17 protein-coding genes are annotated in these 22,905 nt (G+C 36.1%); 9 read left to right on the top strand and 8 right to left on the bottom strand.

The window, feature by feature from the left end:
• Positions 1-82: 82 nt before the first annotated feature.
• A complete protein-coding gene (locus F933_RS16120) occupies positions 83-970 on the top strand; it encodes a LysR family transcriptional regulator (protein ID WP_005062945.1) in 888 nt (295 codons plus the stop codon).
• 149 nt (positions 971-1,119) lie between these two features.
• Here the strand turns inward: F933_RS16120 and F933_RS16125 are convergent, their stop codons facing one another.
• The 4 genes from F933_RS16125 to F933_RS16140 form a co-directional block, all read right to left on the bottom strand.
• Positions 1,120-2,418: a dicarboxylate/amino acid:cation symporter gene (locus F933_RS16125; RefSeq protein WP_005062946.1), complete on the bottom strand. Its 1,299-nt coding sequence runs from the start codon at positions 2,416-2,418 to the stop codon at positions 1,120-1,122.
• Positions 2,419-3,663: 1,245 nt separating this feature from the next.
• Positions 3,664-4,125 carry a DUF2147 domain-containing protein gene (locus tag F933_RS16130; protein WP_005062949.1) on the bottom strand — a complete coding sequence of 154 codons (462 nt, stop codon included), beginning with the start codon at positions 4,123-4,125 and terminating at the stop codon, positions 3,664-3,666.
• A 142-nt stretch (positions 4,126-4,267) separates the two neighbouring features.
• Positions 4,268-5,479, bottom strand: coding sequence for an outer membrane protein transport protein (locus F933_RS16135; protein WP_378236428.1), 1,212 nt, complete (start codon positions 5,477-5,479; stop codon positions 4,268-4,270).
• A 416-nt stretch (positions 5,480-5,895) separates the two neighbouring features.
• On the bottom strand, positions 5,896-6,504 hold the full coding sequence (locus tag F933_RS16140) for a TetR/AcrR family transcriptional regulator (protein ID WP_005062952.1): 609 nt from the start codon (positions 6,502-6,504) through the stop codon (positions 5,896-5,898).
• Between the two features lie 616 nt (positions 6,505-7,120).
• Between F933_RS16140 and F933_RS16145 the strand changes: the two genes are divergently transcribed.
• From F933_RS16145 to F933_RS16155, 3 genes are all read left to right on the top strand, one after another.
• On the top strand, positions 7,121-8,656 hold the full coding sequence (locus tag F933_RS16145; RefSeq protein ID WP_005062955.1) for a flavin-containing monooxygenase: 1,536 nt from the start codon (positions 7,121-7,123) through the stop codon (positions 8,654-8,656).
• 72 nt (positions 8,657-8,728) lie between these two features.
• Positions 8,729-9,652 (top strand): alpha/beta hydrolase, encoded by a 924-nt coding sequence (locus tag F933_RS16150; protein WP_171065978.1) that lies wholly within the window; start codon positions 8,729-8,731, stop codon positions 9,650-9,652.
• Positions 9,653-9,839: 187 nt separating this feature from the next.
• Positions 9,840-10,715, top strand: coding sequence for a phytanoyl-CoA dioxygenase family protein (locus tag F933_RS16155; RefSeq protein ID WP_005062959.1), 876 nt, complete (start codon positions 9,840-9,842; stop codon positions 10,713-10,715).
• Positions 10,716-10,833: 118 nt separating this feature from the next.
• Here the strand turns inward: F933_RS16155 and adeS are convergent, their stop codons facing one another.
• A complete protein-coding gene (gene adeS / locus F933_RS16160) occupies positions 10,834-11,910 on the bottom strand; it encodes a two-component sensor histidine kinase AdeS (protein WP_005062962.1) in 1,077 nt (358 codons plus the stop codon).
• Between the two features lie 48 nt (positions 11,911-11,958).
• On the bottom strand, positions 11,959-12,687 hold the full coding sequence (adeR, locus tag F933_RS16165; RefSeq protein WP_005062963.1) for an efflux system response regulator transcription factor AdeR: 729 nt from the start codon (positions 12,685-12,687) through the stop codon (positions 11,959-11,961).
• Positions 12,688-12,833: 146 nt separating this feature from the next.
• Here adeR and F933_RS16170 point away from each other — a divergent pair, with 146 nt between their 5' ends.
• The 4 genes from F933_RS16170 to F933_RS16185 all read left to right on the top strand — a co-directional run bounded on the left by F933_RS16170 (position 12,834) and on the right by F933_RS16185 (position 20,710).
• Positions 12,834-13,979, top strand: a complete 1,146-nt coding sequence (locus F933_RS16170; RefSeq protein ID WP_005062966.1) for an efflux RND transporter periplasmic adaptor subunit — start codon at positions 12,834-12,836, stop codon at positions 13,977-13,979.
• Positions 13,979-17,089, top strand: a complete 3,111-nt coding sequence (locus F933_RS16175; RefSeq protein WP_005062967.1) for an efflux RND transporter permease subunit — start codon at positions 13,979-13,981, stop codon at positions 17,087-17,089. Before F933_RS16170 ends, F933_RS16175 begins: the two co-directional genes overlap by 1 nt.
• 79 nt (positions 17,090-17,168) lie before the next feature.
• A complete protein-coding gene (gene adeC, locus F933_RS16180; RefSeq protein ID WP_005062970.1) occupies positions 17,169-18,563 on the top strand; it encodes an AdeC/AdeK/OprM family multidrug efflux complex outer membrane factor in 1,395 nt (464 codons plus the stop codon).
• Between the two features lie 143 nt (positions 18,564-18,706).
• The gene (locus tag F933_RS16185) at positions 18,707-20,710 is read left to right on the top strand and encodes an esterase/lipase family protein (protein WP_005062972.1); all 2,004 of its coding nucleotides are present in this window, start codon (positions 18,707-18,709) and stop codon (positions 20,708-20,710) included.
• A 47-nt stretch (positions 20,711-20,757) separates the two neighbouring features.
• Here F933_RS16185 and F933_RS16190 read toward each other — a convergent pair whose 3' ends face one another.
• Complete coding sequence (locus F933_RS16190) at positions 20,758-21,165, bottom strand: hypothetical protein (RefSeq protein ID WP_005062974.1); 408 nt, start codon at positions 21,163-21,165, stop codon at positions 20,758-20,760.
• A gap of 285 nt (positions 21,166-21,450) precedes the next feature.
• Positions 21,451-22,047 carry a TetR/AcrR family transcriptional regulator gene (locus tag F933_RS16195; RefSeq protein ID WP_005062976.1) on the bottom strand — a complete coding sequence of 199 codons (597 nt, stop codon included), beginning with the start codon at positions 22,045-22,047 and terminating at the stop codon, positions 21,451-21,453.
• A 79-nt stretch (positions 22,048-22,126) separates the two neighbouring features.
• Here F933_RS16195 and F933_RS16200 point away from each other — a divergent pair, with 79 nt between their 5' ends.
• A complete protein-coding gene (locus F933_RS16200; protein WP_005062980.1) occupies positions 22,127-22,879 on the top strand; it encodes a hypothetical protein in 753 nt (250 codons plus the stop codon).
• Positions 22,880-22,905: the final 26 nt, after the last annotated feature.

The raw sequence follows: 22,905 nt of genomic DNA on the forward strand, positions 1-22,905 counted from the left end.
TTCTAATGTAAAAAAATATTACTACATGCATTTTTTGCATAATAGATTATAATGGTGTATGAGCATGCATTTAGGACGAGCTATGACCTTGGAAATTCGATGGATTGAAGATTTACTTGCATTAGAGCAAGAAAAATCAATCTCCCAAGCAGCAGAGATGCGCCATGTTACACAGTCTGCATTCTCACGTAGAATTCAAAATATTGAAAATGCATTAGGCTTCCAAATCCTAAAACGGCATAGCAAAAACATAGACTTTACTGAGGCAGGTCAAATTCTTTTAGCTTCTGCAAAAAATATACAAAATCAACTTGATACAACAATAAATTATTTAGAAAAAAGTATTAAAAACAATGAACTTACTATTAAGTTTGCTGTATCTCATTCTCTAATTACGCAATTTTTCCCACGTTTTATTCATGATTTATCTAATACTTTAGAAGATCTAAAACTAGAAATTATTGCGGCAAACTTGAAACAAGGCATGCGTTTACTTACAGATGGCTCATGTGATTTTTTAATTTGCTACTGTGATGACAGCACCCTTCAACAGCTTGATCGTAGTCTTTTTATGTTCCATAAAATCGTCAAAATGGAAATTTTACCTGTGACTGCTGTGATGAATAATGTTCCCAAATATTCATTTGAACAACTTTTCCCACTATTATCTTATAGCAAGCAAGCTTATTTAAGGAAATGTGTCGATGAAGTAATTGAAAATAAGTTAAATTATCGAACTTTATATGAAACAGATAATGCAGGTGATCTAAAAGAATTAGTACTTCAAGGTTTAGGAATAGCTTGGTTACCCAAACTACTTGTGGAAAAAGAAATATTAGAAAACAAACTTAAAATTGTTGATCAAGAAAAATATAGTACATTCCAAGACGTATACATAATAAGAAGAGAAATCGTTCTATCAAAACGGATCAATTATATTTGGGATTTGCTAACCTCTAAAAAACTGTAAATAAAAACCGATTTCCTAAAATAAAAATAACTACTGTACACGATAAAGTGATTATTTGATGATTCATCTGGATGCTAAGCCAAAAGAATAATCAAATAATCACCTGCGATATTAAATAATCTTAAATTAATAAGCTCATTTAAAAATAATTATGTGTTGTCTGCTAAACGCGTGACGGGAATAACTGTATCAACTGTTTGCTCTTCAGGTTCTTCGGCTTCATGCTGATTACCTTCAGTTTTCGCAATCACAGCTGTCGCAATACTGTTACCAATTACATTTGTTGCAGTACGACCCATATCTAAAAACTGATCAATCGCAAGGATTAATAGAATTCCCGCTTCAGGCAACTTAAACATTGCAAGCGTTGAAGCAATCACAACAATGGAGGCACGTGAAACACCTGCAATACCTTTACTGGTGATCATCAGCGTTAATAAGATCAGAACCTGTTGCGTAAAGCTCAAATCAATACCATATGCTTGTGCAATAAATAACACTGCAAAAGCCATATACATCATTGAACCGTCTAAGTTAAATGAATAACCAAGGGGAAGAACAAAACTAGTAATACGTTTTGGAACACCAAATTTGTTTAATGCTTCCATTGTTTTAGGGTATGCCGACTCACTACTTGCTGTAGCAAATGCAAGCATAGTTGGTTCACGCACCGTTTTAATTAATCTAAAAATATCTTTTTTCAAGAAGATATAACCGAATGAAATTAAAATCATCCATAAGATCAATAGACCAATATAGAACTGTCCAATGAAGATACTATAATCAAGGATAAGTTTAGGACCCTGAACAGTAATTGCGGAAGCAATCGCAGCGAATACAGCAATCGGAGCTGATGCCATCACATAATCTGTGATACGGAACATTACACGGCATAGCTCATCAATAATTTTTCCAATAACCGTTGCACCAGTTTGATGTTGAACATAAGCTAATGCTGAACCAAAAAATATTGAAAATACTAAAATTTGAAGAATTTCATTATTTGCCATCGCCTCTGCGAAACTGCGTGGGAAAATATGAGTGATAAACGTTTGTAAACTTAGACTAGAAGCACTCACACCAACATCAACAGCTTCTTTTGGAATGACTAAATTCATACCAGCACCCGGTTGGAAATAGTTTGCCAAACCCATACCGAGTAAAAGTGAAATAAATGATGCGCCGATGAACCAACTCATGGCTTTGAGCGTAATCGATCCTAAAGAGGATGATTTACCCATTGAAATTAAACCTGAAACAATTGTAGCGAACACCAAAGGTGCAATGATCATCTTGATAAGTCTAAGAAACACATCTGTGACAATCTTTAAATAAGCTGCAATATCTGTTGCTTGAGCTGTACTCACGGTACTATGACATGCCCAACCAACTAATATTCCCGATATCATTGCAATCAGAATATACTTGAGCAACTTTTTTTGGTTCATAATAATTATTCCTTCCCTACTTCGCTCTACGCCGAGGCGATTAGCTTACAAATTCCATGCCATACAAACTGCATCAGCTCAGCTCGACTTTTTAAAAGTACAAAAACCGCTGATTCGTCAATGAGCAGAAGCAAGTGTTACTTTTTTTGTTTAAAAACGATAATGCAAAAATTAAATATTTCATGCAAATAATGCATAAATTTTCAATGATTGAACTTTATAATCAACCATGATGAGAATTAAAAAATATCTGAAAAACAAGGTAAAATTTTGAGATAAATAACAATTTTATTGATTAAAAACATATAAAATAATTTACTGTTCATTAAATTTTTTAATAAATAAAATTTCAAATTCAAGTGAAATTAAGATCAATTTTTAACCTAAAACCTATAGAAAAATGAAGCCTTAAAATTTTATTTAGCTATCAAGATTTTAAAATTGCGAAACCAATTTGATTTTTTCTTGAGCATAAATTGCTATAGCCACACTTTTATTTATGATTCATTTTTTAATTTTTTAAAATATATATTTTGACTAGGATCACATTTCTATATCAGCCTAATAAGGATGAATACATATACATTTTGATGTGGGATATATTAAAGGGTAAATACATAGACAAAAAATAATAACTTTTAAAAACAATATCTTATTTAAATATTTGGCGGAAGTGGCGAGATTCGAATTCTATAAATAACTTTTTAATAGATTCTATTTAAGTTTTATTCATTATTTATCAAATAATTAAAATCTTATAGATTTTATTGTTTATTCCAAATTTTGTGACAACGCCTATTTTAAACAATGATTTTTATAACAAGAACTTGATGGGACGGCATCAGTTGAACACAATAAGTAACATACTATTTTATTGGATTTTATTTTTATACAACTCAAATTCATCCAATACTAGCCCTTTGCTTTTCTGAATTACCTGAGTATAGGGCAAGTCGAAAATACCCAATTTCCTCTCAGATCTTCACTCATCCATATAAAGCCTCTAAAATGATATCTAAAGCTTCCTCAGCTAAATGCTCAATAAATTTACTAAATTAAATTGACATCACTTTTAAGTTACCAATTAAATTAGTGCCGATTAGAGTATTTCCATTTTAAATCATGGTGTAATAAAACCGCCCTACTCTTAGAATCCATTAATTCAAAACCCTGCATTTACCATGAAAACCACAGATAAATATGAATAGCTTACCATGTTAAAAACAGTCTTGTTCTCACTTCACATTAATCTTTGCTTCTGATCCATGTCTGTGTTCTACCAAGAATAGAAGTACCGATATAACCTGTTATAGTCAGTTTTCTACTATTCGTAGCAACTCGAATAAGACCTTTATAACGTTTACCATTCTCAGGATCAACAATAAATCCATTAATGTATTCATCTGATTTTTTTGGATTTACTACAAATTGCGTAAGTAGAGGGAAACCTATAATAGAGTGATTATTTAATTTACCAGTACAGGCAGTACATTTATCTTTTGAATTCTTTGTATTTGGTAAATGATAAATCTCATCTATTTTTCCTTCAAAGGTGCTATCACTATTTTTAGAAATTACAACATTTGCTTCATAAAACCCTGTTTTATCATTGATAAGCTTCCATTTCCCAACAATATCATCAGCTGAAGCATTGGTTATAAATAATGTAAAAAGAAACCCAACCAGCATAAAAAAACTAAATTTCAAAACATCTCCCTCACAGCAAAAATATAACTCAATGAAGCATTCAATTTTTTATATTACGATTTTTAAAATTTCACATATAAAAACAAATGAAAAAATTTATAATAAAGAAAAAGGAATGGTTAATTAAACCATTCCTTTTTTATTAGAAACGATAACCTATCTTTAAACCGTATGCGATTGCATGGTTATTTTTAAAGGCTGCCTGTTCTGCAAGTTCTTTGATACCATCAATCGGTAAATAATATGCACCATCTTCACTCTTAGCATCACCCAACCAGTAATATTTGACACCAGCGGCGATAAAATAATTTGTAGCGGGATTGAATTGAGTGCCAACACCGAATGACCATGAGCCTTTCATTGGACCTAAAGTTGAAGCGGGATCACCTGTGCCAGAATCCCAACCGACATCCGTGGCAAAACTCCATTTATCTGTTAATTGATGCCCTATCCCAATAATTGCATTGTATTGATCTTTTTGATAAGAATCTAAATCAACACCTTGTTTGTAGGCACCTCCAGTGAGTTCATCCAAATAACTCGCTGTAAGCGCATTATATTGCGTTGGGCGAATATTAAAATCTTTCCAATTCACCCATCTCAAATTCATATAAGCAATTGTCTTTTCTGCGACTCCCGTTTGGAAATCAATATTGACTGATTGAGGTGTTTCGATTGTTGTTTTTGCTGGTTCAACAAATTGCAAAGCTTCGCCAAATATACTTTCCTCTACCTGAAATTTATATTTGATTTTGGAACGATAAGTAACGGCCGCTTTTAATGCAATCTCTGGAATTTGATAACTTGCACCCAAAAGCCAACCTAGCTCTCCTTTTTCTTTAAAATTAGCTTCATAACCATTAAATGCCTCGGTATAAGCCATCCCTCTAAAAGAAGCTTTTCCTTTTACTTCTTGATAAACAGGACCTCCATAAATTTGGAAATTTTTATAAGGTGAATATCCAAATATAAAACTTAAATCCTGACTTTCAACATCTACAGATGTGCCTTCTTGACTAAAATCATTATCTGAATAGCTATTGTTGGGGCGAAGTGGATATGCTGTTTTTGCCGCAAATGGCTGATCATAAAGTAAACCGAAACTGAATTGGTCTGTTAATTGGAGTTTTAAAGCTGCTGTATAAAACTGCACATTTTGTCCGATATCTCCAGTATCTCTGCTTTGATTTTCACGTACAAGATTTGGGCGATCATGAACTACACCTGAAATAGAGGCATCAACTGCAAATACATTCGCTTCAAAATAATTGCCACTCTCCAAAAATGGTAAGATCGATTGTCCTGATTGATCGAGTGCCGAAGCATAAGTATGTGTACTCAAAGCCATAACCATCGCACTCAATACACATGGTCCAAACTTGATTACCCCCTTACTGCTCAATAAAGATTTCAGCTGATTCTGTCTAATTTTTGAAAAAATTAACAATAGCTCAGCACCGTCCTTGCCTAAAGATTTTTCCATAATCATTCCTTAAATTATATTTTTTTACTAAATTGTCTTTATGACTATTTACTCACCAATTCCAGTGAATGAGTAAAGTTCATTACGAACAAAAAACAAGCTACACAAATAATTACACAGTGTCAATGACATTGTGTAATTATATAGATAAAGCAACAGTGCTAAAATTTATCAATAAAATTCAATTAGTTACAATATATTTACTTAATGTAAATCAATTATTTTTATTAAACTGTAAGAGTTTTAATTTTTAATATTGTTGTTCAGCAGAAATTAAACTAACTAAATTATTGGACGATACCATAAAGAGTTGAAATCCAAATATTTTGCAGAACTCGAATTATGAGTTCAGAATCAATAGGATCTGAATGTCCAAAAACCTCAAATAAATATCTTTCTTCTAACCATATAAGTGCTCTAGCAGTTTCCTCTACATCCAAATCTTTTTTAATTCTGCCAGCAATTTGTTCATTTCTTATATGCTGAGCTGCCGCAGTTATGAACTCCTGAATTAAACTACGGTATATCTGATTAACGCGCTCATCACCACTCGCCGCTTCAACAAATGCCCTTAACACGCGACCATGTTGCATATAGACATCTACCGTATCGACGATAGCACGCCTTAAATCCATCTCAGAATTGTTAACATCAAGCCAACCTTCAGCAATGTTAAATAATTCTTTACCAATAGTCTGAACAAGTTTCAAAATGAGATCATGCTTATCACGAAAATGTACGTAAAAAGCTGGGCGTTTTAATCCAGTAAACCGCATTACTTCATCGATGTTAAGCTCTCGAAATGGTCTTTCATTTAAAAACTTTTCCGCAGCATTTAAAATTTCTCGCTCAGATTCTTTGGGATCATGTTTTGGCCTACGTCGAGAAGTTGTCATACTACCCTATCTTTAATTTGGATGTTGCCATTGTAGATACCAATAAAAGTTTCGACAAGTCTAAATGTTATCTTACAAAATTAATGATTTCTTCTTAAAAATTGGGGAAATTTCACAATCATTTTTAAAATAAAAAATAATATATACTTGTTAAAACAATTTTGAAAAGTTGAGTTTTTTAATATCTTATTAAAATGATGAGAAAAGAAAAAATCGATATTATTTTTTAATTAGAAAATTTTGCTAGCAATAGCTTTTTCTTTCTTTTAGAAAGAATATGCTAAAGCTCCATATACCTTATGTAAAATGCATTTCTGAATAAAAACACATGATTGAAAACCAATAAAAAATATTTAATTATATAAATCAATCAGATAAATCTGCACTATCCAATAATTACACAGTGTCATTGACACTGTGTAATTATTGGATTAATAATATAGATACGTCTCTACCTGCATTTATTAACGGTTTAAATGCTGGTAATGGATTCACACTGGATAAGGACTTTTATTCATCAGGAACATGGATCAGTCAGAATAAAGATTAATGAAACCATCATCTTAATAATCTAACTGATGTCCAAGTGCGTGAAATTTTGTAAAGAGGAAAAGATATGAATACATCAGATCAAAATACTATCACTGATGTTTTAATCATCGGCGCAGGGATTGCAGGAATTAGTGCGGCGTACCATTTAAAAAAATATCGCCCGAACTCCACTTTTAAAATACTTGAAGGGCGTGAAGAAATCGGTGGTACATGGAGTTTATTTCGATACCCAGGTATTCGCTCTGATTCAGATATGCAATCTTTTGCTTTTGGCTTTAAACCATGGACAAACAAGAGAGTCTTCGGTAGCGCCAAAATGATCTGTGATTATTTACAAGAAACAGTGACAGAAAATCAAATTGATGAGCATATCCAATTTGGTCACTACATGATGAGCGCTGAATTCTCCACTTATGAAAGTCTCTGGACAATTAAAGTTAAACGTAAAGATCAAAAAAACTTAATTACTTTCCGCTCCCGCTTTTTACTCATGAGTACTGGCTACTATGACTACAATGCTGGTTATACCCCTGAATTTAATGGAACTGAAGATTTTCAGGGACAGATTATCCATCCTCAGCATTGGCCAGAAAACCTAAACTACACTGGTAAAAAAGTCGTAGTGATCGGTAGTGGTGCTACAGCAGTCACATTAATTCCAGCGATGGCCCAAGATGTTGATCAGATTACTATGCTGCAAAGATCACCAAGTTATGTCATGGCTGCTCCAAGTACGGACTCTATAGCAAACACGCTCAATCGGGTTCTTTCTCCACAACGTGCTTACAATATTATTCGACGTAAAAACATTGTGTTGACACGAGGTGTTTATAGTCTGAGTCGCCGCTTTCCTAACTTAATGCGTCGCTTTCTTATTTCTGATGTTAAAAATAATCTACCAAAAGATTTTGATGTGGCAACTCATTTCTCTCCTAAATACAACCCATGGGATGAGCGCTTATGCGTTGTACCTGATGGAGATATGTTTAAAGCAATTTCTGCTGGGAAAGCCTCGGTTGTGACTGATCATATTGAGCGCTTTACCAAGGATGGCATTTTACTTAAATCAGGTAAAACACTTGAAGCCGATATCATTGTGACCGCAACAGGTTTAAATGCTGTTCCATTTAGCAAAACGCAATTAATGGTTGATGGCAAAAAAATAAACTATCCAGATACAACTATTTTTAAATCAATGATGTTGTCAGATGTTCCAAACTTTGCGTTCGCATTTGGTTATACCAATCTAGCATGGACTTTAAAAGTCGATCTAGTGTGGAAGCATTTTTGTCGACTCATGGACTACATGGATGAAAATCACTACGAAACGTTTACACCAGTAATTCGTAATAAAGATATGAAACGTGTGCCATTGATAGATATGAATTCAGGCTACATTCAACGCAGCATTGCTCAATTCCCTAGGGCTGGTACAGATGGTCCTTGGATTGTAAAACAAGATTATAAATTCGACCAAGAGCGACTACAAAAAGGTTCAGTGTTCGATAAGGAATTAATTTTTACCACTGCTCAATCTAAGAAAAAGCCACAGCTTGTTGCTGAAAAACCGATCCCAAAGCAGATAAAAATCCAAGCTTAATATCACGATTAAATCCTATATCTCTGTTTTCAATTAAAAAGCAGAGATAAACAATAATTTAGGAAAAATATGATGGAAAATATTAAATTTACAAGTAAGGGAATTACCTGTTCTGCTTGGTATATCCCTGCAACTTCAGATGAGTTCATGACGTCTCGAGGACGACCTTGCATTGTTATGGCAACAGGCTTTGGTGGTACAAAAGATACAGGGTTATTAGATTTTGCTGAGCCATTTAGCCAAGCTGGTTTTGATGCTTTCATATTTGACTATAGAGGCTTCGGCGAGTCAGCAGGCTTACCAAGACAACACGTGTCTTATATTAACCAACGTGAAGATTATCACGCAGCAATTGCAGCTGCACGAAGTTTGCCACTCGTTGATCGAAATCGAATAGTTCTATGGGGTACTTCATATTCTGGTGGTCATGTCGTTGTGGTCGCTGCACAGGATCAAAAAGTATCGGCAGTCGTCTCCATGAACCCTGCTACAGATGGTTTAGCAGCGTTAAAACAAGTATTCCAATACGGTGGCCTAAAGCAAATAACGACTGCAATAGGACATGGCATAAAAGATTTAATTCATGCCATAGCTCAACGCCCTCCTCATCTCATCCCAATAGTTGGACAACCTGGCACAGCTGCAATGATTAGTACACCTGGTGCTGAAGAAAGCTATACCTCTATGGCAGGTCCAACTTGGCGTAATGAAGTTTGTGCTCGTGCGGCCTTAGAAGTCTCATACAACCGACCAGTTACTTTTGCAAAAAATGTAACCTGCCCGACGTTGATACAAGTGGGTTCTAATGACCAAATTGCACCACCCGACCCAGCTCGCAAAACTGCCAGTCTGATTCAAGGTCCTTCCAAATTACTGGAATACCCTATTGATCATTTTGATTTCTACACAGAATCCTGGCACGGAGCAGTGCTCAATGATCAGATCAATTTTTTAAAGAAAACATTAGCCCCTAAAACAAGCAAACATGAAAGGTAACCCACTTTTCATTATAAAAACCATTTTAATTCAACAACATACATAAACTCATTCGACTATCTCAATAATTTAGTTCGCTAATATTGAATAGTTAAATTGAAAGATATGTATGAAAACCAATCGTGCTACCAAGTCACTCATTTGAGTGCTTTGAAATACTCCTCACCAAGAACGAAAAGGAAGTCTTATGTCACTCGTTAAATTAAGCAAAGATTCAACAATCCATGAAATCGTTTCGATTATTAAAAGAGATGGTGGTGTCATCATTGAGAACTTTTTAGATGATGATACCACTCAAGATATTTATCAGACCTTATCTCAACAATTAGAATTAATTCCAAATGGTGTAGATGATTATTTTGCAGGTACAAAAACCCGCAGAATGAGTCGATTATTTGCCCGTTTGCCTCAAATGCCATTGGTAGCAATGAATCCAGTATTCTTGGACACTGCAAAAGCTATTCTTCAAACCCCATTACAGGCTTGGAGTGGTGAGCTTCAAATCGAATTATGCCCAGACATTCAAGTTGGTGTAACTCAAGCTATTCAGATTTGGCCAGGTCAAAAAGCACAACCGTTACATCGTGATGATACAGTTTGGATGTGGCAGCACCCCGTATACGGACGTGAAGCTAGAGTACAAATCATGTTCGCTGTGACTGATTTCACTGAAGAAAATGGTGCTACTCGCGTCATTCCTGCTAGTCATTTATGGGATGATGAAAGAGCACCGAAAGAAGATGAAACGGTTGCAGCTGAAATGAAAGCTGGCGATGCGTTGATATGGATTGGTTCAACCTATCATGGTGGTGGAGCAAATGTAAGTAATGAACCTCGTATTGGTTTAACCATGTCTTATGATCTGGGTTTCCTGCGTCAAGAAGAGAATCATTATTTATCTCTTTCAACAGAAACCGTTAAAAACTTTCCAGATGAACTTAAAGGATTACTTGGTTGGAACATGAGTACAACATTTGTTGGATTTGTTGAACACGATGGAATAATGATGAATCCAATTGATATGCTAAACAATCAAGAGTTTAAGACAACAGGAATCATCTAGCTCTTTGTCTAAGATATAAACATCAATATAGTGATGTGTTTTTCTAAAAATAGTGTATCGATAATATTGCTTGAAATGTTTGAACAAAGAAATCTCTAGCCATGGAGGTATCTTTGTTTTATTTAAGCTTATTATTTTTTAACTCAATAATGAATGCGCTATTGGCATGAACATTTTCATATCGAATTGAGCCTGAATGAGCAAGAACAATTGCGTGAACTACAGCCAAGCCTAAACCCGTACCTCCTAAAGCTTTATTTCTAGATTGCTCAACTCTATAAAATGGATCAAATAATTCTTTCTGATATTCAATAGAGATTCCCGGCCCCTCATCAACTATTTCAAGTGTCCATTTGTCTTGCTGAACTGAAGATCTAATTCTCAAAACTCCAGGATTAGAATATCTGATTGCATTATCCACCAAAGCAATCAGAACTTGCTCCATACGACGCTTATCGCAGAATACAAGATCATTAGAAATATCGTAATCAATACTCAGCTTTGTCTCTTTTAATTTTTCATCAAACATCAGCACAACTTTTTCAACACATCTCAGAAAATCAATCGGCTCAATATTGAGCTTGAGTTGATTATTTTCAAATAAACTGATTGTTCTTAAATCCTCTACTAAATGAGAGAGCCCTTCCACTTGATTTAATAAACTTTTGATTAAATTTGGCTCTGGCTCAAACACGCCATCTACGATGCCTTGTAATCGTCCTTGTAGTACTGTGATAGGTGTTCTTAATTCATGTGCAATCGCTGCATTCCAAACTTGAGCATTTTGTACAGAGCTTTCTAATTTTTGTGCCATATCATTAAAGTTTATAATTAATTTTGAAATCTCAGAAGAATGGATTTTTTGGTCATTTGCTCTTGCGGACAAGTCCCCCTCACTAATTTTATTCGCTGCATCAGCCAATGAATTAATGGGCACAATAAATCTTTTTGCCAATTGCATTCCAATAATTAAAGAAATAATTGAACCACATAAAATGACTATACCTAACCAAATCCAGTCAACCAAATGGAAATCTGTGAAGTCTCCTTGCAGAGAGCTTAGTGAAATCCAGCCATGATCAATTGCATAGTTATAAACTATATAGCCTACAAATACAGACAATAAAGTGATACTTAAATTCACCATACTAAAAGCAATAAAAAATTGCTTATTAATCCCTAATTTATTTTTCATTGTCTTTTCTCAACTTGTAGCATGTCAGCTTGTTTCTATCCAATCTTATTATTCTTGCGGATAATCAAGTCTATATCCCACCCCTCGAACATTAATCAGCATGTGTTCAAGTCCATGTTCTTCTAATTTCTTTCTGAGCTTACTGACATGGCTATCAACCGTTCTTTCTAAAGCATCACTGTCAGGCAAGCAATGATTCATCAATTCACCACGAGTGAACACCTTATGTGGATGATCAATCATGAGAAGTAATATTTTATATTCTGTTAATGTCAGATTGAGTAATGATTTTTTGTCTACCTGATTGATATAAACGCTATGAATTTCAGTATTGATTTCAATGTTTTTGTAAAATAGGTTTTTTTGCGAAATTTGATTGTTTTGATGGGTTCTTCTTAATACAGCCTGAACGCGTGCAACCACCTCATTGGGATTAAACGGCTTAACAACAAAATCATCTGCACCAATTCTTAAAGCCATCACCTTATCAATATCTTGATCTAGTGCAGTCAGCATAATCACAGGTGTCTGTGCTTTTTGACGAATTTTGCTCAGCACTTCCCAGCCATTGAGTTCAGGTAATTTGATATCAAGTAAGATTAAATCAATCGCTTGTGAGGCATGGATTTCGATTGCCTGCTTGCCATTCATCGCTCGAATCACTCGCATACCATCACGTTTCAAATAGTGTTCAATAATATCGCCAATATCATATTCATCTTCTACAACAAGAATCTGTTTATCTCGGCAATCAAAAGAAAATGAAGATTCGAACATAGACAAATCAACGAAAAATTTCAGTCAATCTGCATAATACGCTTATTTATGTGTTGATCTCCACACTTTTTCCACATTTCAAAGATGATGATTACACACTCAGTCAAAATAATAGCAGCATCAAAAACTCCAAAGGTTTGGACAGTATGCAAAAGCATCTTTTACTTCCATTATTTTTATCTATTGGTTTAATTATCCAAGGTTGTGGCTCAGAAGAAACACCACAGGCTGAAACTCCCCCAGCTAAAGTGAGCGTCTTAAATCTTCAACCTCAATCTGTGAATTTTAGCGAGAATCTCCCTGCTCGTGTTCACGCTTTCCGTACAGCTGAAATCCGCCCACAGGTTGGTGGCATCATTGAGAAGGTCTTATTTACTCAAGGCAGTGAGGTGCAAGTGGGACAAGCGCTTTATAAAATTAACTCAGAAACCTTTCAAGCAGATGTTAAAAGCAATCAAGCATCTTTAAACAAAGCCGAAGCAGAAGTTGCTCGATTAAAGGTTCAATTAGAACGTTATGAACAATTATTACCAAGTAATGCGATTAGCAAACAAGAAGTGAGCAATACGCAGGCTGAATATCGTCAAGCGCTAGCTGATGTTGCGCAAATGAAAGCTTTACTAACAAGACAAAATCTCAATCTGCAATACGCAACGGTTCGCGCTCCGATTTCAGGTCGTATTGGACAATCATTTGTGACAGAAGGTGCTCTCGTCAGTCAGGGTGATACCAATACATTAGCGACTGTGCAACAAATTGACAAAGTTTATGTCGATGTAAAGCAATCAATTGGTGAATACGAACGTCTACAGGCTGCCTTACAAAACGGCGAATTATCGGCAAATAACGATAAAACTGTTCGAATTACCAATAGTCAGGGTCAACCCTACAACGTTAGCGCAAAAATGCTATTTGAAGATATCAATGTAGACCCAGAGACAGGCGATGTCACCATTCGTATCGTCGTAAATAACTCAGAGCGTAAGCTACTTCCTGGAATGTATGTTCGTGTCAGTATCGACCGTGCATCTGTACCACAAGCTCTTCTAGTACCAGCTCAAGCAATCCAACGTAATAACAATGGTGATCCACAAGTTTATGTCATTAATGGCAAAGGTTTGGCTGATGTCCGTCCAGTTGAGCTTGGACAACAACATGAACAGTTCTACCTAGTCAACAAAGGACTGAAACAAGGTGACAAAGTTATTGTTGAAGGTATTGATCGAATCCAACCCAATCAAAAGCTTGAAATAAGTAATTGGAAAGCCCCTATCGCGAAAGGAGCTCAATGATGATGTCACAATTTTTCATTCGCCGCCCTGTGTTTGCATGGGTTATCGCGATTTTTATTATTATGTTTGGATTACTTAGTATTCCCAAACTACCTATCGCTCGCTTTCCGAGTGTTGCCCCACCACAAGTTACCATCAGTGCAGTCTATCCTGGTGCGACCCCAAAGACGATTAATGACAGTGTAGTTACTTTGATCGAAAGAGAGCTATCTGGTGTTAAAAATTTACTTTACTACAGTGCAACTACAGACTCGTCTGGGATGGCACAAATATCTGTCACCTTTAAGCCAGGTACAGATGTCGATATGGCTCAAGTTGATGTGCAAAATAAAATTAAAGCCGTCGAAGCCAGACTTCCTCAAATTGTTCGCCAACAAGGTCTACAGGTTGATGCTTCATCTTCAGGTTTCTTAATGTTGGTGGGTATTAATTCGCCCAACAATCAATATTCGGAAGTTGATCTGAGCGATTATCTTGTTCGAAATGTAGTTGAAGAATTAAAGCGTGTTGAAGGTGTTGGTAAAGTCCAATCATTTGGTGCCGAAAAGGCAATGCGTATTTGGGTAGATCCAAATAAGTTAGTGTCCTACGGCCTTTCAATCAGTGACGTAAACGCAGCGATTCGTGAGAATAATGTCGAAATTGCTCCAGGTCGTTTAGGCGATTTACCTGCTGAAAATGGACAGTTGATCACGGTTCCTTTATCTGCTCAAGGACAACTGAGCGACGTTGAACAATTCAAGAATATTAGTTTGAAAAGTAAAATCAACGGAAGTGTGATTAGACTATCTGATGTTGCGAAAGTTGAAATTGGTTCGCAAGCATATAACTTTGCTATTTTGGAAAATGGTAAACCAGCGACGGCGGCAGCGATTCAACTTAGTCCTGGTGCAAATGCAGTCAAAACTGCTGAAGGTGTCAGAGCAAAAATTGAGGAATTAAAGCTTAATTTACCTGAAGGTATGCAATTTAGTATTCCTTACGATACCGCTCCATTTGTCAAAATATCCATTGAAAAGGTAATTCATACATTACTTGAAGCCATGGTTTTGGTATTCATTGTGATGTATTTGTTTCTTCATAATGTCCGTTACACACTTATTCCAGCTATTGTTGCGCCTATTGCCTTGCTAGGGACATTTGCAGTAATGCTACTTGCAGGTTTCTCCATCAACGTCCTCACCATGTTCGGGATGGTGCTTGCCATCGGGATTATCGTCGATGATGCCATCGTTGTGGTAGAGAATGTTGAACGGATTATGGCAACAGAAGGTCTACCTCCTAAAGAGGCGACATCTAAGGCAATGAAAGAGATCACAAGTCCAATCATTGGGATCACCTTAGTACTTGCTGCTGTGTTCTTACCAATGGCTTTTGCGAGTGGATCAGTCGGCGTTATTTACAAACAATTTACGCTGACCATGTCAGTATCCATCTTGTTTTCTGCCCTTTTGGCATTAATTTTAACTCCGGCACTTTGTGCGACTATGCTTAAGCCAATTGATGAACATCATCAGAAAAAAGGCTTCTTTGCGTGGTTTGATCGTAGCTTTGATAATGTCACCAAAAAATATGAAATCATCTTATTTAAAGTGATCAAGCATACCATTCCAATGATGGTGCTGTTTATTATCATCACTGCTGCGACTTTTGCTGGAATGAAATTATGGCCAACTGCTTTTATGCCTGAAGAAGATCAAGGTTGGTTTTTAACAACATTCCAACTTCCATCAGATGCCTCTACTGAACGAACTAAAAACGTAGTGAAGGAGTTTGAAACTAGCATCAAAGATGATCCTAATGTTAAAAGCAACACAACGATCTTAGGTTGGGGTTTCAGTGGCGCAGGTCAAAATGTAGCAGTTGCCTTTACAACACTGACGGACTTTAAAGATAGAACATCCTCTGCGTCTGAGATGACAAATTCAATCAATCAAACAATGGCAAATAGTAAAGAAGGCACAACAATGGCCGTCTTACCTCCGGCGATTGACGAGTTAGGCACTTTCTCTGGATTTAGTCTTCGTTTGCAAGATCGAGCGAACTTAGGCATGCCTGCATTGCTCGCTGCTCAAGATCAATTGATGGAGATGGCAGCCAAAAATAAAAAGTTCTATATGGTTTGGAATGAAGGTCTGCCTCAAGGAGACAGTATTTCTTTAAAAATTGACCGAGAAAAATTAAATGCCTTAGGTGTTAAATTTGCAGATGTTTCAGACATCATCTCGACTTCAATGGGTTCAATGTATATCAATGACTTTCCAAATCAAGGTCGTATGCAGCAAGTGATTGTGCAAGTTGATGCCAAATCACGTATGCAACTCAAAGATATCTTGAATTTAAAAGTGATGGGTACAAGTGGTCAATTAGTTTCATTGTCAGAGGTCGTGACCCCACAATGGAATAAAGCACCGCAACAATATAACCGTTATAACGGGCGACCATCCTTAAGTATCGCAGGTATACCAAACTTTGATACTTCATCTGGTGACGCGATGCGTGAAATGGAACAACTCATAGCAAAACTCCCTAAAGGTATTGGCTATGAATGGACAGGTATTTCTCTGCAAGAGAAGCAATCAGAATCACAAATGGCTTTCTTACTTGCTTTGTCTATGTTAGTGGTCTTCCTCGTACTCGCAGCACTTTATGAAAGCTGGTCAATTCCTCTCTCAGTGATGCTCGTGGTGCCATTAGGTATTTTTGGAGCCATCATAGCCATTATGACCAAAGGACTGATGAATGACGTATTTTTCAAGATTGGTCTGATTACGATTATTGGTCTTTCAGCCAAGAATGCGATTTTGATTGTTGAATTCGCCAAAATGTTAAAAGAAGAAGGAATGAGTCTAGTTGAAGCAACTGTTGCGGCAGCAAAACTACGTCTGCGCCCTATCTTAATGACTTCCCTTGCCTTTACATGTGGTGTAGTTCCTTTAGTGATTGCGTCAGGGGCAAGTTCTGAAACACAACATGCTCTAGGCACAGGTGTATTTGGCGGCATGATTTCGGCGACAATTTTAGCAATTTTCTTTGTACCAGTATTCTTTATCTTCGTACTGGGTACAGCCGAAAAATTGTTCTCTTCAAAGCAAAAAGTTAAATCTTAAACGCGCTAAGACAAGGGAGTTCACTGAACTTCCCTTGTTGTTCATGTGTCAAAAATCTTTAAATTATTCGGAGAGCAACATGTCTAAATCGGCTATCTTATCTCGTGGATTGATTATATCTACATTAGCATTTACTTTAACTGCATGTGTCAGTATGCAAGCACCACAGCCTACTGTTAAAGCTAATATCTCTCAAAACTTTACTGAAAGCTACGTTGGTACATCAATTGCTGAGCAAGGTTATAAAACTTATTTTTCAGATCCACGATTATTAGAAGTAATTGAAATTGCATTAATTAATAATCGTGATTTACGTATTGCTGCATTAAATATCCAGCGTGCTCAACAACAGTACCAAATTACTAAATATGAGCAACTTCCTGCCATTGGTGCAACAGGCAATGCGATTAGACAAGTGAGTCCTTCTGTAAATCCCAACAACCCTTATTCAACCTTTCAAGTTGGACTAGGCTTAACGGCGTATGAACTCGATTTTTGGGGTCGTGTTCAGAGTCTTAAAGATGCTGCATTAAACAATTATTTTGCAACACAGAGTGCTAAAGACTCAACTCAGATTAGTTTAGTCAGTCAGGTCGCACAGGCTTGGTTAAATTATTCATTTGCAACAGCGAATCTAAACCTTGCAGAACAGACATTAAAAGCTCAACTTGATTCTTATAACCTCAACAAGAAACGTTTTAATGTCGGAACTGAGAGTGAAATACCCTTACGTCAAGCTCAGATTTCTGTCGAAACAGCACGCAATGACGTTGCAAATTATAAAACTCAAGTGTCACAAGCTCAAAACTTGTTAACTCTTTTAGTTGGTCAAACGATTCCATCCCAACTACTTCCTCAACAGCCAGTTAAAGCCATTACTGAGGAAAAGAGTTTTTCGACTGGTTTAAGTAGTGATTTACTCCAGAACCGCCCAGACTTAAAGGTCGCTGAATATCAACTTCGTGCAGCGGGTGCAAACATTGGTGCGGCGAAAGCCCGTATGTTTCCAACCATCACATTAACAGGCTCAGCTGGGTATACATCGACTGATCTTAAAGATTTATTTAAGTCTGGTGGCTTTTCATGGTCGGTTGGTCCAAGCATTGATCTGCCAATTTTCGATTGGGGAACTCGTAAGGCGAATATAAAGATTTCAGAAATTGATCAAAGGATTGCACTTTCAGAATATGAAAAAGCAATTCAGTCTTCTTTCCGTGAAGTCAATGATGCCTTGGCTGCTCGAGCACACATTGATGACCGTTTAAATGCGCAACGCCGTTTAGTGTCAGCAACAGCTATTACTTATAAGCTATCAACTGCCCGATTTAGAGCTGGAATAGATAGTTATTTGACTGTTTTGGATGCTCAACGCTCTGCATATGCAGCTCAGCAAGGTCTACTTATCCTTGAACAAACCCAATTAAACAATCAAATTGAACTTTATAAAGCATTAGGTGGGGGTGTAAATAAATAAAGCTCCTCAAATAATTCCTTAATCATTTAAAGGCTAATCAATCTACTAATTAGCCTTTACTTTTAAATTCACGCTTAGAATTTTTTCTATTTATTCTCCTATTTTATTTGGATGCTCTTCCATTTAGCTCACGAAATTCCTTTATGAAAATGTATGCTCTCCCTCTCCACAAATATATTTGTACTATCATCCTCTTTAGTATATTCCTCGCCACTGGCTGCCAAGTGGTCAGTTTAAAAAGACAAACGCTGCATACCACGATTGCCAACGAACGTAACAGCATTCTTACTCAAAATAAATTGAGTGAAGCCAGCCTAAACCTTTTATACATGTCAGGTATGGATGCCAAAGTTTGTATGCAAAACCCAGAGATATGTCTTGCTGATTTAGAGAAAATCCCTCAAATTCAGGGAGAGCAATTCTTATCGACCGCCAGTGAACTCTATTTATCTAAGGCTTTAGCTCTTGCAGAGTCACACGGCTGTAAAATGAATCAAAAAGCCAAAGCTGAAGAAAAGCAACTGGTTGATAAATGTCTAAATCAACAGCTACATGCTTTAGATAAAAGTATTCGATACAGCTATGCCTATTTATTTAAAACACCTCGCCAGCCACAAGATCGTATTTTTGATAACCGACAAGTTCAGATTAGAGATTTTTATAATCAAGCACTCAACCAATTGGTGAATGTTTATGGTGAAAAGAATTCTTCTGAAAATATCCCCCACACGATTCAAATCGGTAGAAGTAAATACACCGTTGATATCGAGTCTTATCAAAAGTTACAAGGAGAAAAACTGGAGAAATTCACTTCAAGCTATAACATGAATTTCTCTGGTCTCAGATCAATTAACCGTCGGGACGGTTTTGGTGCAGACTTTGTTGCTGTTCTACAATCAGATGAAAAATCAAACCAGTCTAATCAAAAATATATTCTTGATCCCCTCAATCATCATTATCCAAATGGTATTAATCCAAAGATTCATAAAGCGCATTATCTAGCATCAACGCTTATCGCAGAACCAATCAATACAAATGCTAAACTCGATGAAGTTCTAAATGGTCAAAATTTTAAAATCAAAATCTATGATCCTTACAAAGTTGAAAAGATCAACATTGAAGGCAAAGACTACTCGCTTGCAGCAAATTTTTCAGCACCTTACGGTTTATGGTTAGCCGAAAACAACTTAGGTGCTGCCGCTTATTTAACTTTAATTAATCACAATCAACGTTTGACTACACCACATTTATACATGCTGGAACCCTACAATCCACATAAAAAAGTGATTGTATTAATTCATGGGCTTGCCAGTAGTCCAGAGGCATGGATTGCTGTAACGAATGAAATTATGGGAGATAAAATATTGCGAGAACAATATCAAGTCTGGCAAGTATTTTATTCCACTAATATGCCAATTTTAGAAAGTCGCTTTCAGATTTATGCATTATTAAAACAAGCTTTTGGGTCTCTAAATCCAAAAGATCAAGCGGCAGATAATGCAGTTTTAATTGGTCATAGCATGGGCGGCATCATTAGCCGACTTTTAGTGAGTAATGCTGATATTTCAAAAGATGCTTTACCGATGATGAGTCAGCATGAACAAGCGCGTATGAGAAAACATCCTGTAATTGGTGAACGTTTAAAAATGCAGGCAATTCCAAACTTTGATCGTGTCATTTTTCTTGCTGCACCTCATCGCGGCACTAGTTATGCAGATCGCTGGTTCACTTTGACTGCGCGAAAAATTATTCGACTACCCTCTACATTCTTGAAAACATTAACTGATACTTTGACGAGTTATGATGATGACCTTAAAGATATGGTCAGAACCATCAACAATTCACTTCAAAATGGTCCAAGTGATCTGAGTAATAAATCTGAGTTTATGGAACTTACTTCAGGAATATCTCCAAAAGAAGGATTGGTTTTTCATTCGATTATGGGGAATATAACTAAAAGCGATGATCCAGATACCATTACAGACGGTATCGTTCCCTATAAAAGTGCACATATAGATGGAGCGATTTCAGAAAAAATTATTAAAGGGGGGCATTCGATTCAAATGAAGCCCGAAACAACATTAGAACTTCGTCGTATATTGAATCAACATTCAATAGATCACGGTTTAGATAAGACTAAGTACTGAACATTAAAAAAAGCTAAAGTGAAATCACTTTGGCTTTTTCCACTCTTTTATTGTTCATTTTCTTTTATACGTCTACGAATCTCTTCTCGCCATTTCAACGCATTTTCTTGCTGTTTATTGAGTAATACTCCCAACATATATGCAGTAACTGCTGCACCAATCAAAGCAATTCCACTTTCATAAATAATATCAATTACGAACTCTAAGACACCTTCTGACAAAAAATCTAAAGTACCAGAGAATTTAAGAAATTTTGCGACCGCAACAACTACAATGCCTAACAATGCCCCTGTCCATAAGAAAACTTTATGGATATTGATTGGAGCTGTCACTTGATCTATCTGATCAGGGTATTTTCGATAATAATCAACCTCATCATCAGTCACCTCAGATGAAGACTTAAATAACAATTTGACAAAAAGCGTATCTTGATCAAGTTTTGATTTTTTCTTCATATCAGCTATTTATTATAAATATGATCGCCTTTCATCTTACTCATTTTTTTACCCTTTGAGGTGTAACTGATCGAAAAATCAAACCATCTTTATAAAATATAAAAAGATCACTTTTCATACTGCAAATGAGATATTGAAGCATTGATATTTAACCTATCCCATTTTTTACTGCAACTGTATAAGTCTAAAACTTTCAATTTCCAAAGACGAGTAATACTGGGATAGGACAAATATACAATTCCTCTTAACGATCTTATTAAAGCTAAATAATTATTATTGAATCATTTACTTTAAGCCATTCAAAATAAGTAATGCTGTTTGTTCCATTTGCTTTTGTCTCTGCTTATCAGTAACACCTTGGATAGTAAATCCCCAATGAGCCTCAAATAAACAAGCAAGTACATAAGCAGCTGAACTAATCGCCTCTTGAGGCGCATTGGGAAATTCTTGCACCAATTGATTTTCAAAATCGGGAAGCCAATGCTGTGTCCAAAGATCATGCAGCATCTTTTGAATAAATGGATTTCTAGCACTTTGAGCAACCAACTCAAACCAAACGATTAAATCTTCTTGGTTACGGTAAACATCAGGGGTGAACAACATTAGAATTCTTTCATTCAACGGTTTCCCGCTAAAACGATGAATAATCTCAGTACCCATTTTCGAGATGTAGTGCTCAATGAAAGCATTCATCAAATCCGCACGAGAAGCAAAATAATGGTGTACTAAGGTACGTTGCATACCTGAAGCCTTTGCTACTTTAGCAAAGGTAATCCCTTCAAGACCTTCTTTAGCAACAACAGAAACAGCTGCCTGAAGAATTTCAAATGACCTTTCATGCGCCTTGCTCGGTCGCCCTATTTTGTTTTCCATCATCGCCATTAATAAAAAAATGTTTACTTATTAATCTTAGCATATTATTTTACTGACATGACAGTCAATAAATTAAGGAAGTCATATTATGAAAATGCTTGGACTAGGTGTAGGTAGCGAAATGGAGGCTATCGCAACAAAAATTTTAGTTAACGGTGAATTGATAAAGGTAGCGATCATGGAAATTATAAATATCGTAGGACTTGTTGCTTGTATTGTGCTAGCTCTATCAGGTTGGGTTTATGGGGCTAAATTCATTAAGAAGAATAATTATCTTCTTGGTTTAGAGTGGTGGATTATTGCTTTTTCGGCTACGAACTTTGTCTCTTACATGTTAACTGGCTGGGAAGTAAGTTATTCCATCACGATGTTTCTTGATTCTTTCTCACGTAGTTTCGGTATGCCTATTATTGCGGTACTTGGCTTAATGACACTGACTCATAATTTAAAGCCTTCCGCTTTCAAGGAAGTGATTTTGTTCGCAGCAGCATTCGCAGTGACATTTGTTATTTTTCTTGCAGATTTTTTCAATGATATTCGTCCGTACTTTTACGTCATTATGTGGTCAATCTTTACGATTTATCTCTGCTATTTCATTTTCCGTTTAGCGCAGGCTGGAGAAAAGTTGCATGCGTTCGCTACAACGATTACAGCAGTATTCGGTCTAGCAGTGGCGATTGTCTATGATTTCTTCCCGATACCTGGCGATGACACTTTTATGATTTTTATGACTTGGGCTTTTATTACTTGGGCTTATGCAGGGATTCAGTTGTATTACGCCTACGCTGCTCTTGAGCGTTCGCAGTTTGTTTCACATCAATCTTTTGTTCCAGCTCGTTAGAGAAATGAGATCACAAGAATTTGTTA

Origin of the sequence: Acinetobacter beijerinckii CIP 110307 (assembly GCF_000369005.1) — a bacterium.
GTDB lineage: Bacteria > Pseudomonadota > Gammaproteobacteria > Pseudomonadales > Moraxellaceae > Acinetobacter > Acinetobacter beijerinckii.

Excerpts from the sequence above, each read along its gene's own strand:
- F933_RS16120 (WP_005062945.1), top strand. The coding sequence starts at position 83 with ATGACCTTGGAAATTCGATGGATTGAAGATTTACTTGCATTAGAGCAA.
- F933_RS16125 (WP_005062946.1), bottom strand. The coding sequence starts at position 2,418 with ATGAACCAAAAAAAGTTGCTCAAGTATATTCTGATTGCAATGATATCG.
- F933_RS16135 (WP_378236428.1), bottom strand. The coding sequence starts at position 5,479 with ATGGTTATGGCTTTGAGTACACATACTTATGCTTCGGCACTCGATCAA.
- F933_RS16140 (WP_005062952.1), bottom strand. The coding sequence starts at position 6,504 with ATGACAACTTCTCGACGTAGGCCAAAACATGATCCCAAAGAATCTGAG.
- F933_RS16145 (WP_005062955.1), top strand. The coding sequence starts at position 7,121 with ATGAATACATCAGATCAAAATACTATCACTGATGTTTTAATCATCGGC.
- F933_RS16150 (WP_171065978.1), top strand. The coding sequence starts at position 8,729 with ATGGAAAATATTAAATTTACAAGTAAGGGAATTACCTGTTCTGCTTGG.
- F933_RS16155 (WP_005062959.1), top strand. The coding sequence starts at position 9,840 with ATGTCACTCGTTAAATTAAGCAAAGATTCAACAATCCATGAAATCGTT.
- adeS (WP_005062962.1), bottom strand. The coding sequence starts at position 11,910 with ATGAAAAATAAATTAGGGATTAATAAGCAATTTTTTATTGCTTTTAGT.
- adeR (WP_005062963.1), bottom strand. The coding sequence starts at position 12,687 with ATGTTCGAATCTTCATTTTCTTTTGATTGCCGAGATAAACAGATTCTT.
- F933_RS16170 (WP_005062966.1), top strand. The coding sequence starts at position 12,834 with ATGCAAAAGCATCTTTTACTTCCATTATTTTTATCTATTGGTTTAATT.
- F933_RS16175 (WP_005062967.1), top strand. The coding sequence starts at position 13,979 with ATGATGTCACAATTTTTCATTCGCCGCCCTGTGTTTGCATGGGTTATC.
- adeC (WP_005062970.1), top strand. The coding sequence starts at position 17,169 with ATGTCTAAATCGGCTATCTTATCTCGTGGATTGATTATATCTACATTA.
- F933_RS16185 (WP_005062972.1), top strand. The coding sequence starts at position 18,707 with ATGAAAATGTATGCTCTCCCTCTCCACAAATATATTTGTACTATCATC.
- F933_RS16190 (WP_005062974.1), bottom strand. The coding sequence starts at position 21,165 with ATGAAGAAAAAATCAAAACTTGATCAAGATACGCTTTTTGTCAAATTG.
- F933_RS16195 (WP_005062976.1), bottom strand. The coding sequence starts at position 22,047 with ATGGCGATGATGGAAAACAAAATAGGGCGACCGAGCAAGGCGCATGAA.
- F933_RS16200 (WP_005062980.1), top strand. The coding sequence starts at position 22,127 with ATGAAAATGCTTGGACTAGGTGTAGGTAGCGAAATGGAGGCTATCGCA.